Below are 15,379 nucleotides of genomic sequence, written 5' to 3'. Positions count from 1 at the left end.
TTGCCATCAACATAACAAATAATTATAATACACTGAGTTTTTTAGTAAACTAGCCAAACGGCTAGTTTTTAAAATTAAATGACTAAATGCATAACTTTAGTACGAAAAAGAACCAGCACTCAAATGCCGGTTCTCCCTGTTATGATATTATTCTATTATCACAGCTCCTCACCATTGGTCTCTATAACATGTTTGTACCAATAATAAGAATCCTTCTTGTATCTGTTCAAAGTTCCACTGTTCTCGTCCTCTTCTCTGTCCACATACACAAATCCGTATCTCTTCTGATATCCGTTGAGCCAGCTGAGAAGATCTGTGTAAGACCATGTGCAGTATGCCAGGACACGGCAGCCATCATCACACGCTTTCTTGAGCTCCTCTATGTGATGTTTCAGGTAATCTATCCTGTACGGATCATGGATCTCCCCATCCTCGAACTTGTCAAATGCACCAAGACCATTCTCAGATATTACGATCGGAAGGTCGTATCTTGAAGTGATCTGTCTGCAGCACATGCGAAGTCCCATCGGATCGATGGTCCAATCCCAGTCTGTCGTAGGAAGGAATTCATTTGCAGGATTCTTGTAAAGTCCCGGAACACCCTGAACCTTTGCCGTGCCCTTCTTGCCGGTCGTGTTCATCTCGTGAGTCGTTCCCACTCCGTTTATCGGGTTGTGCTCGACAACGCATGACTGATAATAGTTTACACCCATGAAATCTATGAGACCTGCAGCCTTCCTGAGGATATCCTCGTCACCGTCCTCCATAACCGGAGTTAGATTCTTGCTCTTGAGGTAAGCAGCGGCAGCCCTTGGATAACGACCATAGGCATACATATCCATCCAGTAGAAGTTGTTCAGATCATCATAATCCATCTTCGCCATCGCATTTTCAGGCTTTCTGTCAAATGCGTATGACGGTGTGTATGCGAAGGATGAACCGACCTTAGCATCCGGGCAGATCTCCTTGAGTGCAATAACGCTCTTGGCGTGTGCCATAAATGCATGATGGTTTACCTGATAGAACATCTTCTGGTCATCAACCTTTCCTGGTGGGTGCATTCCTGCATTCCAGCCAAGACCTGTAAATACATTCTGCTCATTCATGATTATCCAGTGCTTTACCCTGTCACTGTATCTCTCAAACAGAACCTTTGCGTATCTGACGAAATCATCGACTATTCGTCTGCTCTCCCATCCGTGATACTGCTCCTCAAGTGCCTGTGGCATATCCCAGTGGTACACTGTTACCATAGGAACAATTCCATACTTAACCAGTTCATTGATCAGGTCATCATAGAACTGTAAGCCCTTTTCATTTATCTCGCCATTGCCATCAGGTATGATCCTTGGCCAGGATATTGAGAACCTGTAAGTCTTAAGTCCCATCTCCGCCATAAGTGCCACATCTTCCTTGTATCTGTGGTAATGGTCAACCGCCTTATCACCTGTCGTAGCCTTAAATGTTTTTCCCGGGATCCTTACGAACTGATCCCAGTTGGATGGGCCTTTGCCATCCTCATTCCACGCTCCCTCTATCTGATATGCAGCAGACGCACTGCCCCACAGGAAATCTTTCGGGAAGCCATTTGATCTGTCAAAATACATAAACCGTCCTCCATACTATATAGAATCTGTATAGCATGCCTTCAACATGCCTTTGTCGTCATATGCTACAGACTGCCCAGCACATCTCCTATCTTATCCGCTATCAGAAGATCTGCATTGCTGTCCGACTGTGTCGGGGACATATTTATAACCACCAGTTTCCGCCCCCTGAAATATCTGATAAGTCCTGCTGCCGGATACACAACAAGCGATGTACCACCGATTATCATCGTATCCGCCTCGGATATATACTGGAGTGCCCTCGACATATTGTCCTCATCAAGTGCCTCCTCATACAGCACCACATCCGGTTTTACAGTGCCTCCGCACTTTTCACACTTAGGCACACCATCCGAATTGACTATATAATCCAGGTCATAGAAAGCATGGCATTTCTCACAGTAATTTCTATGAACAGAACCATGGAGCTCTATGACATTCCTGCTACCTGCCATCTGGTGAAGTCCGTCGATATTCTGCGTTATCACCGCCTTGAGCTTTCCCTGTTTCTCAAGCTCCGCCAGCTTTATATGAGCCTTGTTCGGCTTTGCATCAGCAAATATCATCTTGTCCTTATAGAATCTGTAAAATTCCTCCGGGTTACGTCTGTAAAAGCTGTGGCTGATTATAGTTTCCGGCGGATACTTATACTTCTGATTATACAGTCCATCCACACTTCTAAAATCTGGTATACCGCTCTCCGTCGATACTCCTGCACCGCCAAAGAAAACGATATTATCCGAATCTTCTATGATCTGTCTCAGCTCATTCAACTTTTCTGTATCCATATACATACACCTCCAGACAATGACTACTGTGTCTCAGTAACCTTTACCATAACTGTACACGTATTTACCACGGTGTACTTATCTCCATCAGGGACACTGAGCGTGATCGTATTATCGCCATATGAGAGCTTGGAAGCATCTATGGACAGCTTCAGGCTCTTGGCCGATACCTTGGACACCGCACTTGAGATTCCACTCACGGTTATCGTATTGCTATCACCCATGCTCATCTCATAGCTGTATCCACTCTGCTTGCCCCTCAGGATGATATCCCCTGTGGTCACCGTTATATTTCTTGTAACTGATTTCTCGATCGCTATCTTCACATTGATGTATGCGCTCTCCTTTGTCACGACCACACCCTCTGGAAGATACTTTGATACATCAAGTGTCGTCTCAACATCTGCTGTACATCCGCTCACATCAACATCCGTTATATCAAGGCTTGTTATATCCTTTATTATCGATGCGTCTCCACCTATATCAACGGTCTCCGGTACATATGTTATATCTGATACAAGATATCCATCCGCAGGATCTCCTGTGACATCCACATGAACAGGTATATTCTTAGTCTTGTATACCGGAACTGTGACTGCTATCGATATCTCATCGTAGGATATCGACTTGTCTGATATCTTCTCACCATCAGCGGTTACAAATACAGGCGTACAGTTTGTCGTTATATCATCCTTTGCACTGGTCACATCAACTGTCACCTCTGCACGATCTATGCTCGAAACTATACTTGCAGCACCCTTTATCGTTATGAGGTTTGGAGCTGCCACACTGTTACCAACCGTATATCCGGAAGCAACCTCGCCTGTTGTCACCACGGACACAGGAACTGACACTGACTTCTCGTCCTCAAGTTCAACTGACAGCACGTTGTCCACAACAGTTATGCTGACCTTTTTAGCTATGTTGGTGCTGTTCGCAGTTACAGTGATAGGCACCGCATTTGTTATGGATATCTTTGACATATCCGCTACAGCCTTGAAATCCGACGCATCAAGATCGCTTATAAGTGATTTACGTCCTTTGACGACTATATCCACGGTATCACCTGAAGTTATCGTGTACAACTGATTCTGACTTGTTATGGCGTCAGTATTTACCAGATTGACCGGAATGTCCCTTATGGTCCTTGTCACGGCTGAATCATCGATGTTCAGTACAAGAAGCCACACCAGAAATCCAAGCACAACCGACAGAAGCTTAAGACCTATATTGCTGTATATCTTATTTGCCTTTTTCTTAGGCTCTGCGCTGTTATTTTTCATTCTCATCAGCCTCCTTTCTGGAAGCTTTATTCTTATTCTCCACAACGACTCTCTTTCTCCGCTTAACCGGACGGGCACCTGAAGACCTGTGGCTCTTTCTTCCATTATACTCCTTGCACAGCGTCTGAAGATGCCTTCTCACGCCCTCGCTGTCCAGATTCCTGAAGAGCTCGCCTCCCTGTGCAATGGATATTGAACCTGTCTCCTCAGATACGATAAGAGTCATACTGTCTGACACCTCACTGATACCTATACCGGCTCTGTGTCGTGTTCCAAGCTCCTTGTTGATGGAGTCATTTGCAGACAGTGGCAGATAACATGTGGCAGAAACTACCCTGTTCTTTCTTATGATCACCGCACCATCATGAAGCGGTGTGTTGTGCTCAAATATATTGAGAAGTAACTGGTTAGTCACGACCGCATCGATCGGTATTCCCGTATCAATATACTCGCCCAGTGCAACTTCATTCTCAATGACTATGAGTGCACCGGTACGGTTTGCAGACAGGACCTGGGCCGTCTTCACAAGCTCATATATCGTTTTCTCCGATATAACACCATCATCCTCGCCATCTCGTATAATGTAATTGATCAGCTTCTTTCTTCCAAGCTGTTCAAGTCCTCGTCTGAACTCCGGCTGGAACAGGATCACCACCGCTATTATTCCCACACTGAATGCATTCTTAAGCAGATATAAGATCGTATTGAACTGGAACACCGCCGCAATGGCAGTGAAGAGCACGATCATAACTATACCCTTCAGAAGAGTCCATGCTCTGCTCTGCTTGAACCACAACATGATCCTGTATATAAAGAATGACAAAATAAGTATCTCTATTATATCTACTGTGCCTGGAACTGTTATATAAAACCAATCAAAATACGTTGATATAAACGTTGATATCTTATCCATTTCATCCTCCTTTCGGTATATAAATACTCCGTATAATTAATGTGACCTGACAAAAGTCAGGTCACTCACATGTAAGCTCTTTTCAATGTATCTATCTTGTTGATCCTGTAACAGAATCTTCCTTTGCCGCAGACCGGCTTCTCTGTGCGCCTGATCCGGACGAAGTCGACCTCTTCTGCTGTGGTCTTGGCGATGGCTGCTCTCTTCTGGCTGCCTTTCTCTGGGCACCACCCATGACCTTTGGCACAGCCTTTACATAGTAGTAGTAGTCATCGTCCTCAAACTGTGTATTCTCAACACTTGAGTAGTCCACAACTATCTTGAAGAACTGAACCACTATGGCCACCAGTATCGCCAGTATGCATCCAAGCAGAGCCCCCGCAAGGGATACCTCAACTTCCATGGACAAAGTTCCAACCAGGAACAGTATGATCTCTACCACACCGCCTGTGATGATGGCAACGTACCATGAATATGCAAATGACATTCTATATATTATGTATGTAAGAACTATAACAACTGCAAACACTATTATGGTGAGCAGAAGTGTCTTATCCTGCACCAGATGCTGGAAAATATACTTGTATCCCTCTATCAGATCACCCTCTGCTGAACTTGAGCTTAAAGCAACGTAATCAGCAGTATGCTTCAGGAAGAAGTAGAATATACAGCCAAATGCTGCAGGAACCATTCCTGTGAATCCAGCTGTCATTCCAGCCAGGATCGGCATGAAATACTGGAACTTTATAATGTAAAAGAATGGCATAAACAGAATGATCCATGATGCCTTAGGGAAAAATCTTATATATACACAATACATTATCACAAATATGACAACAAATGAGATTCCAAGCTCCAGACTTGCGCTGGCAACCTGGGCACATGCGTACAGTCCTGCAATGGCAAGTGTGAGCTGGCCTGAAAGGAACGCACACACAAAAGCTGCTGCCAGGACCACTACGATACTGCTTATCGTGCTGTTATATCCTGTAAGATGGTTTATTGACCAGAACACAACAAGTGCCAGTATAAACTTACACAGTGGTGAAACAAATTTATCATACTTACTACAAAAATTCTTTACTCCATCGCGGAAATCCAGAAGTGTTGACATTATCAGTTAGCCCTCCTCTTTTTTTTGACAGAACGGCGTGTTCCGTCCTCGTTCTCATAAAATTCTATCAGTTTCTTAAGATTCTGGTTATACTTTATGAGTTTTGGCTTTGCCTTCATATATCTGTATGTATATAAGACCCACGCGAAAAGCGCAAATGCAATACACACCACTGCATAGCCGCCCACAATGCTGCTCGCCACCTTCACATAGTCAAGCTCTGTGAGCTTCTCAACTATATCTGCAAGATTATAGTATATGTAAGCTGCGGCAAAAACTACAAACAGCACCGTAGATGAAACAATTGTCTTAAGACAGTTAAGCTTCACATAGTCACTTTGAAAATATTTACCCTTTTCGAGATCCTCACGCCCAAGCGACTCCTTGTACATGGCGATCTTCGTCATTAGAATGACCTTTTCTTCATTTACCATTGCTCGATTCTATCTCCTTATTCTGGTCACTTTTCCACAAATGACCATAACTAGCAGTATTATACCCCGCGTCTTAATATTGCGCAAGTTTTATATTTAGAATTTAATGTCTATTAATGTATGATCACCAAGTGCGTCCGCCGTAGTAATCATGTTCATTTTTGTATGTCTCGTATGCATCCATCTCCTGATTTCGTTGCTCAAGACTGTCTCCCTGGATGGCATCGAGCTGCTTTCGTATCTCCGATTCCTTATCAGAAGACTGAGGCTCCTGTGTATCCTCTTCGTTTTCATCGTCACTGCCCTGATCCTTCTGGTCATTTGGATCCTGATCACCTTTCTGATCCTGTTCCTCCGTCTGCTTCCTGAGCTGTTCCTCAAAGGCATCTATCTCATCCTTCAGAGTCTGTGCATCCTCGTAATGTCCATCCTCATCATCCCTATGAGCGCAGTCATTCTCTATGAGAATGTCCTTTGCCCCCTCAAGTATGTCTATCACCTCATCCAGATTCTCTTTGGTAACACCCTCAGGATCTATCTGCTTCACTATGGACAGCGCAAGGTTGACCCTTGTCTTACAGTCGGACTCACCACCCGGCTTCTTTTCAAGTGCCTTACGAAACTCCTGCTCGGCGCCCTCGTAATCTCCCTGACTGTAATATACATCACCAAGATTATAATGGTATATATGTGGCTGAGTAAAGCCAAGCACGGCGTTCACTGTGCTGTCCACATATTGTCCCTTTTTGTATTCACTTATAAAATGCTCATTGCACAGATAATTCACCAGAAGCACCGCCATACACAGCAGGCTGACAGCTCCGGTCACTGCAGCAACGATCTTTATTATTCCTGATCTGTTTTTCATTTTATGACTTTCTTTCTCATATCAAAAAATTCATATACAACAAGTCCTGCAAATAATGCTGCAAACAGATAATATATATCCACATATCCTATGGTCTTACCCTTATCCGTTGACTCAGCGGTTCCCCGTGACTTCTCCACAACCTTATCCAGCGCAGAACCATCGTTCATATTTATATAGTCGACGCCCAGATCATCGGCAATCTTTTTCAGATTATCCTCATCGATCTTCGACACCGCTGGTTTATACGGGTAGTCCGATGTGTCCTCAAGCAGCTCCTTCCGGTCATCGTAATATGATTTCACATACATGTTACCGCCTTCCTTTGTGCCGTACCCCAACACTGCGCCTCCATCAATATATTTTTTCGCCCCGTCAAATGACTTGAGTCTGTCGTCGTTGGTTATTTCACCATCGCTTATAAAGAACACGACCACATTTCCATCATTTTTCTCCTTTGCACGCTTAAGGGTATCCGTCATCACATCTATGCAGACATTCATGGACGACCCCCTGGCATATAGCGAATCCAGCGGATATATTGAATCCAGAACACTTTTTGCAAAATTTGAATCATCCGAATATGGCGATATCAGATTTGCACTATTATTGAAAGTTATGACTGCAAATTTAGCACCGTCCATCTCATCAACTATGTGCTCGCAGTCTTTCTTCACCGCCGTCAGCCTCTCTGTATCCCCAGCATAATCCTGAGCCAGCATGCTTATGGTGTCATCCACAACGAACAGCACATATGTGTCAAGCTTCCGGACACTTGTCTCCACGTTGCTGCTTGGGACCATGATCCTCAGATTGATGAGAAATATCAGTATGATGGCAGCTATCTGCCTTATATATGCGCTTCTCTTCCGCCTTTTCAGGAACGCCATGCCAACGCACAATATGAGCATAAGCCAGATTGGTATAATTGGATCTATTCTCATAATTCTCTCCTGTAACGTCTTATAATTTGAGCCAGCGGCCAAGTCCTAGCATTCCTGCAAACAGAACCAGCATCAATACAAATGGATATAACAGCTCAGGTGTCTCAACATCCACCATCCTCACCTTGACCAGATTCTTACTCAGCTTTTCTATCGATGATACTATCTCTCCAAATGATCCGGATTCCTCCTCAAGATAGAATTTACCACCGGTCTTCTCCACCGCATTCTTCATGGACTCCTTGTTTTCCGGTGTCATCTCCTTTGTTCCAACTCCATACACCGTGACATTGTTTGAAACACATATATCGGCCGCCTCATCCAGAGTTGCCACCGGTGTTCCCTGTATATCATTGTCAGTGGAGAATATTACCACCTTTGTCCTCTCCTTGTCAGCATCCGAAAAATCGATTGCCGCAGCAGCAAGGCCGTCCCCTATAAGTGAGCTTCCCCTCTGCTCATTTCCAATCAGAGTTCCAGATGATATATATGCCTGATAATATATCCAGTCGTACCCCGATGAAAATGCATCGTCCAGATTCACTTCATTTCTGCTCTTCAGACACTGTGCGATCAGATCAAGCTGATCCTTCACATACTCATAATCATCCGTGAGCGGAGTAAGCAGCACCGGACTTGTGTTAAATATCACGATTCCAAAACGTTCGCCCTGAAGCTCATCAACTGTTTTCTTCAGCTTGTCCAGCAGATTCTCGTTGAGATAATCCACGGATGTTGATATGTCGATACACAGAATGATGTCCCTGCAATACTTTTCATCCTGCATACGCCTGCTCGTGTATGGTTTTGCCATGAGCAGGAATGCCGATACGACAACCAGTACGCAGCATATGAGCGTGGCTGTAAGCCCGGTCTTATATAATATTTTTCTTTTCCTGAAATATGCCTCATCTTCCTGGCATATGAGCCCTGCGATCTTTTTTCCTCCGGCATATTTCTTTGTCTTTTTGTATTTCACAAACACAAATACCAGCATAAACAGCGCAATAGCCAGGCCTGCATATAGAACAATATGATATTTTATTGCCATCTCTCAATCAAACTCCTTGTCTTCTCAAGGGAAGCCCTCACATCACCATCGGACTTTCTTGCAAATTCCGGCGCATAATACTCAGCCACAAGATAGTACAGCTCCGGCATGTTTAATCTTTCTATATCATACAGAGTATAATTCTGAACCCTTATGCCGGTTGCAGCATGAACAAATCCCCTGATACAACGGCTCATACGCTGATATGCACCTCTTACATCAAGTTTTCCCTGATCATACTGTCCCGCAATATCCGCCAGTTCTGACAGATATCTGGCCTTCACTCTACCCATATCCATAGGCGCAGGCTTCACCACCTTCGGCAGCTCCGCCGCCATTTTTCTACGTCTTCCCAGATACCAGCAGACACCAAAGAACAACAGCACTGCGGCTGTTATCGCTCCGGTCAGCACGATCGGCCATACCACATACGAAAGCGGCTCCTGCAAATTCACTGAACTTTCCATATCTTATATCTTCTTCCTCTTATCTCCGGGCATCAGCCCATTTAACTACTTTCCAGAGCTCTCAGTCTTGTGCTTGTTGAGCAGCTCTACTATCTTTTCATCCATGCTGTCAGAAGACCTGACCGTCAGGTACGAAATACCAAGTTTCTTAAGCTTGTCGTCACAGGCACTTGAAAGCTCCTGCCTTTTCCTCTCTTCTTTCTTTGCCAGCTTCATGTCCCTGGTAAAAAATTCAGGAATATATGTGTCACCGGATATGTCATATACATTCTTACCGTTCATCCCGGCATCCTCAACATTTATAAGCAGTATATCATGCAGTACCTTTAACTGCTTTACAGTTGCCTCCGACATATTCAGGATACCTCTGGTGTCCGTCACCACAAGTATGATCATTCTCCTCCTGAAATTCCTCGCAATGAAGCTCAGCGCATCCCCCGTATCCGAGTCATTAGTCATGGTAACGTTCCTGTGGTAACCCGCAAGAATATTTTCGACATTTGCAAAGCCTGTCTTAAACGGATAGTGCTCCACGCCCCTGTCTGAAACATAAGTAGCGCTCACATAATCACCATTGTCACACACCATATATGCCAGGGTTCCTGCCGCCATAAGTGCAACGTCACTCTTCTCCTGAACATCATTGGCATATCCAAGCATACGTTTTCCGGCATCCATCACCAGCATTATATTATGCTTCTTCTCGGCGATATACTGTCTGACCAGAAGCTTCTGGCTCCTGGCAGATGCTTTCCAGTCCATGTCCTTGATATCATCGCCAACGACATACTCCCTGAGCTCATCAAAGTTCATACTCCTGCCCTTATAGATGGAATTGTACGAACCATCGATTATCCTCGACGTTGCCTTGGTAGTATATATGGTCTTATATCCCTTCATATTTCCCTGTATTCTGGATATATATGTCATCTTCATAATTAACTGTCTTCCCCTACGGCGTCTTAACCGAACCTATTATGGCATCTATAATCTTCTCAATCTTCACGTCTTCCGCAACAGCGGCAAATGTAAGCATGATCCTGTGTCTCAGGACTGAATATCTGAGTGCTTTCACATCATCAGGAACACAATATCTTCTCCCATTTATAAGTGCGATTGCCTTTGCTACCTCCATGAACGCAATAGCCGCTCTTGTGCTCGCACCCATGGCAACATACTGTGCAAGCTCAGGTGCAAGTATCTTATCCGTCATTCTGGTTGCCTGAACTATATCAACTATATATTTCTTTATCGCCGGATCTATATAAATCCTCTTGCACAGCTTCTGAAGATACACCACATCGTCAACGCTGGCAACGGACTTCACGTCTGAAAAAACTCCTGCCTCCACTCTGTTGAGTATCTCCATCTCATCCCTTGCGCTTGGATATGTCACAGTCTCCTTGAGAAGGAATCTGTCAAGCTGTGCCTCTGACAGCACATACGTACCCTCAGATTCGATCGGATTCTGGGTCGCTATTACCACGAACACCTCCGGCAGCTTATATGTCTTTCCTCCTATACTGACTTCTCTCTCCTGCATCGCCTCCAGCATGGCACTCTGTGTCTTCGCACTGGACCTGTTTATCTCATCGAGTAGTACAAAGTTCGAATAAACCGGACCTATCTTATCCTCAAATGTATTGGTCGCCATGTTGTACATCTGGGTTCCAATTATGTCGCTCGGTATAAGATCCGGTGTACACTGGATCCTTGAAAATGATCCATTAACCGCCTCTGTCATAACCCTGGCAGCAGTGGTCTTGGCAAGTCCTGGAACGGATTCCAGAAGCACATGACCGTTTGTCATCATTGCAACCAGAAGTGAATATCCCAGATAAGGCTGTCCCACAACCTTACTGTTATAGTAACTCAGCAAATTGTTGATTATCTCCGAAGCCTTCTGGACTTCTTCATTTGTTATCTCTCTGTTATCCTGCATAACTACTCTCTTTCCTTTATTTATTATGATGTCTGTCTCCCCGGCATCTATGGTATATAGAATATACCTTTACATGTGATTGCTCAAGTTAACAAATATAAAGTGCCCATGCTATATTTTGTCCATATAAACAAAAAAGTGACCAGGGGGTACCTGGTCACCATAATGAGGGGAGAGAGGATTCAAATAAATGAAAACTCTACTCTCACATATTAACTTATGTTCCATCATAAGTCAACTATTTTTTTCGTTAAATATACCTTTTATTTACAATTTGATCTGCCTACTCCGCATCCGCTACTCTAGTATCCGCATTCACATAACTTGCAGGATTCCTGCGCTTGATGACCCTGAGTACAAATATCAGAAGAACCATCATTGCTATGAATATCGGAAGCATGATAAACCACTTAACATGCAGATGGTATGTAAGCGGTCCAACTATAGCATATGACACGAATGACATGATAGCCGCTGTTATCGCATATGGAAGCTGTGTTGCCACATGATTTACATGGTTACACTGCGCTCCTGCTGATGCCATGATAGTGGTATCTGATATAGGTGAGCAGTGATCTCCACACACAGCTCCAGCCATACATGCTGATATCGCTATGATCATAAGCTCATTATTCTTACCCTCAAATACTGCACACACAATAGGGATAAGTATTCCAAATGTTCCCCATGATGTTCCTGTTGCAAACGCCATGAGACATCCAACTATAAATATAACCGCAGGAAGGAAACTAAACAGACTTCCCGATGCAGATGTCATTGCTGCCTGTACAAAATCCTTTGCACCCATCATATCGGTAGTTCCCTTGAGCGTCCATGCGAATGTAAGGATCAGTATAGCCGGTACCATTGCCTTAAAGCCCTCTGGTATAGCCTCCATACATTTACCAAAATCCAGGACTCCTCTTATCACATACAGAAGAATTGTAATAAGCAGTCCGAACAAGCTTCCAATTGCAAGTCCAACAGATGCATCACTGTTTGAGAATGCCTCTACAAAGCTTACACCGCTGAAGAATCCACCTGTGTAGATCATTCCTATAATGCAGCAGATAACAAGACATATGATAGGTATTATAAGATCAACTACCTTGCCGTTGCTGTTGACCACATCAGTCTCCTCTGCTGTGACAGTCTTCTTGCCATCTCCCATTGAGAGAAGATCTCCCTTCAGGGCATTGAGCTCATGCTTCTCCATGGAACCAAACTCAACCTTCATAACGATCATTGCGATCATCATCGCAAGTGTGAGGAATGAATAATAGTTATATGGTATGGCTTTTATAAACAGACCAAAGCCATCCTCACCCTTTACAAATCCACTGACGGCTGCAGCCCATGATGATACAGGGGCTATGATACATATAGGTGCCGCTGTTGCATCTATAACATATGCAAACTTCGCCCTTGATATCCTGTGTTTATCAGTTACAGGCTTCATAACACTGCCGACTGTGAGGCAGTTAAAATAGTCATCGATAAATATCAGAACTCCCAGAAGAACTGTGCAGAGCTGCGCGCCCTGTCTGGTCTTGATATGGGTAGCTGCCCAGTCACCAAATGCCTTGGATCCACCTGCCTTGTTCATAAGTGCAACTATGGTTCCAAGAATGACAAGGAATATCAGTATACCTACATTATATGAATCTGAAAGCTGTGCGATCAGTCCATCCTGCAGTACATTCGATATACTGCCCGTAAAACTGAATCCGGAGGCAAACACACTTCCTATTACAATTCCTATAAACAGTGAACTGTAAACCTCCTTCGTTATAAGTGCCAGCGTGATAGCGACAACCGATGGTACAAGTGCCCAGAATGTCGCATATGTCGATGGCGATGGAATCTTATCTACATATATAGACAGAATTCCGAGAACCGCAATAATGAGAATTACCACGGCGATGGCAATAAGATTTTTCTTGCTGCTCTTCATCTTGATCCTCCCTGATCTTTTTTCGTATGCATATTATCTGTGATAATTCATCTGTGGAATAATGTATTATCACGTCATATAAGTAAAGTTATATCACATAAACATACCATTTGAATAGTACAAATGTCTGATTTATTCCTTTTCAGTCAAAAACAGTCAAAATTTATTATGAATATGTGAATATGACGGAAAACAGTCAAATGCTATTGCATAAATAACGTTTATGTCATATTATCAGCTTGTAAGCAAGAGATACAAAAACAACAGAAACATCTTCAGCTTACACTGGAATTTGACAATTTACTATTTTTTGTTTTTACTCCCTTTTTTCGTAGTCAGAAATGACTACACCCCCCAATCCCTTAATTGACGCAGCCGTCAAGCGGCTGCGTCCCTCCCTTAAAGGTGAGTAACCAAATGTTATGATATATTCAATATCAGCTCACAAAAAATCTTATATAAATAAAAAGAGCAGAAGCATGATCGCCTAATCGTGATTCTGCTCTTTTATTATTATATATCTCTTCTGTATTGCGCAACTTGTCTGTGTGCAACTTGCGCAATATCGTTGCGTTATGTTACATCAGATGATTTTTTACGATTATACATGCAAAAGTAGTCAAAAACAGTCAAAATCGCCAACAAATATGGCATTATAACCTAAATGAGCCAAATGCTATTGCAATCCTGATCCATTTATCATATTATCAACTTGTAAGCAAGAGATACAGAAAGACAACAGAAAGCGTTGACAGCTTACACTGAAATTTGACAATTTACTATTTTTTGTTATTTACTCCCTTTTTTGTAGTCAGAAATGACTACACCCCCCAATCCCTTAATTGGCGCAGCCGTCAAGCGGCTGCGCTCCTCCCTTAAAGAGAGTAAAGCTAATATATGAGTTATACTCAATCGGCTCACAAAAAACTTTATATAAAAAAAGAAGCAGAATCATAATCGCCTAATCATGATCCTGCTTCTTTTTTATTCTTCAATAAATCCCTTGAAGTTCTTCTCCACCAATTTTCTGGGCACCATGACCTGATGATCACAGCCAGTACATCTGAGTCTGAAATCCATTCCTACTCTGAGTATCTCCCAGGAATTCGTTCCACAAGGATGCGCCTTCTTCATCTTTATAACCTGTCCAACCTCAAATACCATTCTGATATCTCCTCCTTCGGAATCCTATAAATATACATACTGTACGTTTTGGAGGGCTTTGCCCGCATAAACAAATAAAAGCTGAAACTCATAAAAGTTTCAGCTTTTCATCTAGTGCCCAAAGCTGGAATCGAACCAGCGACACGAGGATTTTCAGTCCTCTGCTCTACCAACTGAGCTATCTGGGCTTACATAAAAATAGCGGGGACAGGATTTGAACCTATGACCTTCGGGTTATGAGCCCGACGAGCTTCCAGACTGCTCCACCCCGCGGCAAAAAAATAAAATGGGCGGAGATGGATTCGAACCATCGAAGCATTACGCAGCAGATTTACAGTCTGTCCCCTTTGGCCACTCGGGAATCCACCCATTTATTGCTTTTGGCAACTTCTTGCTTTAAGCAAAAAGCCGATGATCGGACTCGAACCGATAACCTGCTGATTACAAATCAGCTGCTCTGCCAATTGAGCCACATCGGCATATTTAATTGTCAAATGACCCCAACGGGATTTGAACCCGTGTTACCGCCGTGAAAGGGCGATGTCTTAACCGCTTGACCATGGGGCCAGGTTTTCAAAAGCAGCTCCCCGAGTAGGGCTCGAACCTACAACCCCTCGGTTAACAGCCGAGTGCTCTACCATTGAGCTATCGAGGAATATCACCTGGTAAACCACGGCGTCTTTGTCAATGTTAACACATTTGACTTGAAAATGCAAGTGTTTTTTCATATTTTTTCAACTTGTACCTTCAGAATTTCACACAGAAAGAGGTATCTTCTAAAGCTTATCTCTTAGAAACCTCTAAGGATAAGTCCTCGACCTATTAGTACTTCTCAGCTGAGTGCGTTACC

The 15,379-nt window shown here is 43.5% G+C and carries 14 protein-coding genes and 6 tRNA genes; all 20 read right to left on the bottom strand.

The window, feature by feature from the left end; all coding sequences use genetic code 11:
- Positions 1-158: 158 nt before the first annotated feature.
- The 20 genes from OCV54_RS07050 to OCV54_RS06955 all read right to left on the bottom strand — a co-directional run bounded on the left by OCV54_RS07050 (position 159) and on the right by OCV54_RS06955 (position 15,184).
- On the bottom strand, positions 159-1,607 hold the full coding sequence (locus tag OCV54_RS07050) for a glycoside hydrolase family 1 protein (protein WP_055223249.1): 1,449 nt from the start codon (positions 1,605-1,607) through the stop codon (positions 159-161).
- A gap of 65 nt (positions 1,608-1,672) precedes the next feature.
- Positions 1,673-2,395: an NAD-dependent protein deacylase gene (locus OCV54_RS07045; protein ID WP_022216138.1), complete on the bottom strand. Its 723-nt coding sequence runs from the start codon at positions 2,393-2,395 to the stop codon at positions 1,673-1,675.
- A gap of 23 nt (positions 2,396-2,418) precedes the next feature.
- Positions 2,419-3,678, bottom strand: coding sequence for a CdaR family protein (locus OCV54_RS07040; RefSeq protein WP_022216139.1), 1,260 nt, complete (start codon positions 3,676-3,678; stop codon positions 2,419-2,421).
- Positions 3,668-4,591: a diadenylate cyclase CdaA gene (gene cdaA / locus OCV54_RS07035; RefSeq protein WP_055147046.1), complete on the bottom strand. Its 924-nt coding sequence runs from the start codon at positions 4,589-4,591 to the stop codon at positions 3,668-3,670. Before cdaA ends, OCV54_RS07040 begins: the two co-directional genes overlap by 11 nt.
- A gap of 91 nt (positions 4,592-4,682) precedes the next feature.
- Positions 4,683-5,705, bottom strand: a complete 1,023-nt coding sequence (locus tag OCV54_RS07030; RefSeq protein ID WP_022216141.1) for a hypothetical protein — start codon at positions 5,703-5,705, stop codon at positions 4,683-4,685.
- Positions 5,706-5,707: 2 nt separating this feature from the next.
- Positions 5,708-6,139, bottom strand: a complete 432-nt coding sequence (locus OCV54_RS07025; RefSeq protein ID WP_015533974.1) for a hypothetical protein — start codon at positions 6,137-6,139, stop codon at positions 5,708-5,710.
- 124 nt (positions 6,140-6,263) lie between these two features.
- Positions 6,264-7,007, bottom strand: a complete 744-nt coding sequence (locus OCV54_RS07020; protein ID WP_022216142.1) for a tetratricopeptide repeat protein — start codon at positions 7,005-7,007, stop codon at positions 6,264-6,266.
- A complete protein-coding gene (locus OCV54_RS07015; RefSeq protein WP_015533976.1) occupies positions 7,004-7,951 on the bottom strand; it encodes a vWA domain-containing protein in 948 nt (315 codons plus the stop codon). Before OCV54_RS07015 ends, OCV54_RS07020 begins: the two co-directional genes overlap by 4 nt.
- A 19-nt stretch (positions 7,952-7,970) precedes the next feature.
- A complete protein-coding gene (locus OCV54_RS07010) occupies positions 7,971-9,002 on the bottom strand; it encodes a vWA domain-containing protein (protein ID WP_022216143.1) in 1,032 nt (343 codons plus the stop codon).
- Positions 8,993-9,469: a hypothetical protein gene (locus OCV54_RS07005; RefSeq protein ID WP_055147058.1), complete on the bottom strand. Its 477-nt coding sequence runs from the start codon at positions 9,467-9,469 to the stop codon at positions 8,993-8,995. The genes OCV54_RS07010 and OCV54_RS07005 overlap by 10 nt, the downstream gene beginning before the upstream one ends.
- 45 nt (positions 9,470-9,514) lie before the next feature.
- Positions 9,515-10,405 (bottom strand): DUF58 domain-containing protein, encoded by an 891-nt coding sequence (locus OCV54_RS07000; protein ID WP_022216145.1) that lies wholly within the window; start codon positions 10,403-10,405, stop codon positions 9,515-9,517.
- Between the two features lie 16 nt (positions 10,406-10,421).
- Complete coding sequence (locus OCV54_RS06995; protein ID WP_015533980.1) at positions 10,422-11,411, bottom strand: AAA family ATPase; 990 nt, start codon at positions 11,409-11,411, stop codon at positions 10,422-10,424.
- Positions 11,412-11,694: 283 nt separating this feature from the next.
- The gene (locus tag OCV54_RS06990; RefSeq protein ID WP_055223247.1) at positions 11,695-13,365 is read right to left on the bottom strand and encodes a Na+/H+ antiporter NhaC family protein; all 1,671 of its coding nucleotides are present in this window, start codon (positions 13,363-13,365) and stop codon (positions 11,695-11,697) included.
- A 984-nt stretch (positions 13,366-14,349) separates the two neighbouring features.
- Positions 14,350-14,529, bottom strand: coding sequence for a DUF951 domain-containing protein (locus OCV54_RS06985; RefSeq protein ID WP_015533982.1), 180 nt, complete (start codon positions 14,527-14,529; stop codon positions 14,350-14,352).
- Between the two features lie 115 nt (positions 14,530-14,644).
- Positions 14,645-14,717 (bottom strand) — tRNA-Phe (locus OCV54_RS06980).
- An 11-nt stretch (positions 14,718-14,728) separates the two neighbouring features.
- A tRNA-Met gene (locus OCV54_RS06975) sits at positions 14,729-14,802 on the bottom strand.
- A gap of 14 nt (positions 14,803-14,816) precedes the next feature.
- Positions 14,817-14,898, bottom strand: a tRNA-Tyr gene (locus tag OCV54_RS06970).
- Between the two features lie 37 nt (positions 14,899-14,935).
- Positions 14,936-15,008 (bottom strand) — tRNA-Thr (locus OCV54_RS06965).
- 16 nt (positions 15,009-15,024) lie between these two features.
- Positions 15,025-15,096, bottom strand: a tRNA-Glu gene (locus tag OCV54_RS06960).
- Positions 15,097-15,112: 16 nt separating this feature from the next.
- A tRNA-Asn gene (locus OCV54_RS06955) sits at positions 15,113-15,184 on the bottom strand.
- Positions 15,185-15,379: the final 195 nt, after the last annotated feature.

Origin of the sequence: Coprococcus aceti, assembly GCF_025567285.1 — a bacterium.
Lineage (GTDB): Bacteria > Bacillota > Clostridia > Lachnospirales > Lachnospiraceae > Coprococcus > Coprococcus aceti.
This window is presented reverse-complemented; position numbering and strand designations above follow the sequence as displayed.

What these genes read in the sequence shown, in the direction of transcription:
- OCV54_RS07050 (WP_055223249.1), bottom strand. Translation starts at nt 1,607, where the DNA reads ATGTATTTTGACAGATCAAATGGCTTCCCGAAAGATTTCCTGTGGGGC.
- OCV54_RS07045 (WP_022216138.1), bottom strand. Translation starts at nt 2,395, where the DNA reads ATGGATACAGAAAAGTTGAATGAGCTGAGACAGATCATAGAAGATTCG.
- OCV54_RS07040 (WP_022216139.1), bottom strand. Translation starts at nt 3,678, where the DNA reads ATGAAAAATAACAGCGCAGAGCCTAAGAAAAAGGCAAATAAGATATAC.
- cdaA (WP_055147046.1), bottom strand. Translation starts at nt 4,591, where the DNA reads ATGGATAAGATATCAACGTTTATATCAACGTATTTTGATTGGTTTTAT.
- OCV54_RS07030 (WP_022216141.1), bottom strand. Translation starts at nt 5,705, where the DNA reads ATGTCAACACTTCTGGATTTCCGCGATGGAGTAAAGAATTTTTGTAGT.
- OCV54_RS07025 (WP_015533974.1), bottom strand. Translation starts at nt 6,139, where the DNA reads ATGGTAAATGAAGAAAAGGTCATTCTAATGACGAAGATCGCCATGTAC.
- OCV54_RS07020 (WP_022216142.1), bottom strand. Translation starts at nt 7,007, where the DNA reads ATGAAAAACAGATCAGGAATAATAAAGATCGTTGCTGCAGTGACCGGA.
- OCV54_RS07015 (WP_015533976.1), bottom strand. Translation starts at nt 7,951, where the DNA reads ATGAGAATAGATCCAATTATACCAATCTGGCTTATGCTCATATTGTGC.
- OCV54_RS07010 (WP_022216143.1), bottom strand. Translation starts at nt 9,002, where the DNA reads ATGGCAATAAAATATCATATTGTTCTATATGCAGGCCTGGCTATTGCG.
- OCV54_RS07005 (WP_055147058.1), bottom strand. Translation starts at nt 9,469, where the DNA reads ATGGAAAGTTCAGTGAATTTGCAGGAGCCGCTTTCGTATGTGGTATGG.
- OCV54_RS07000 (WP_022216145.1), bottom strand. Translation starts at nt 10,405, where the DNA reads ATGAAGATGACATATATATCCAGAATACAGGGAAATATGAAGGGATAT.
- OCV54_RS06995 (WP_015533980.1), bottom strand. Translation starts at nt 11,411, where the DNA reads ATGCAGGATAACAGAGAGATAACAAATGAAGAAGTCCAGAAGGCTTCG.
- OCV54_RS06990 (WP_055223247.1), bottom strand. Translation starts at nt 13,365, where the DNA reads ATGAAGAGCAGCAAGAAAAATCTTATTGCCATCGCCGTGGTAATTCTC.
- OCV54_RS06985 (WP_015533982.1), bottom strand. Translation starts at nt 14,529, where the DNA reads ATGGTATTTGAGGTTGGACAGGTTATAAAGATGAAGAAGGCGCATCCT.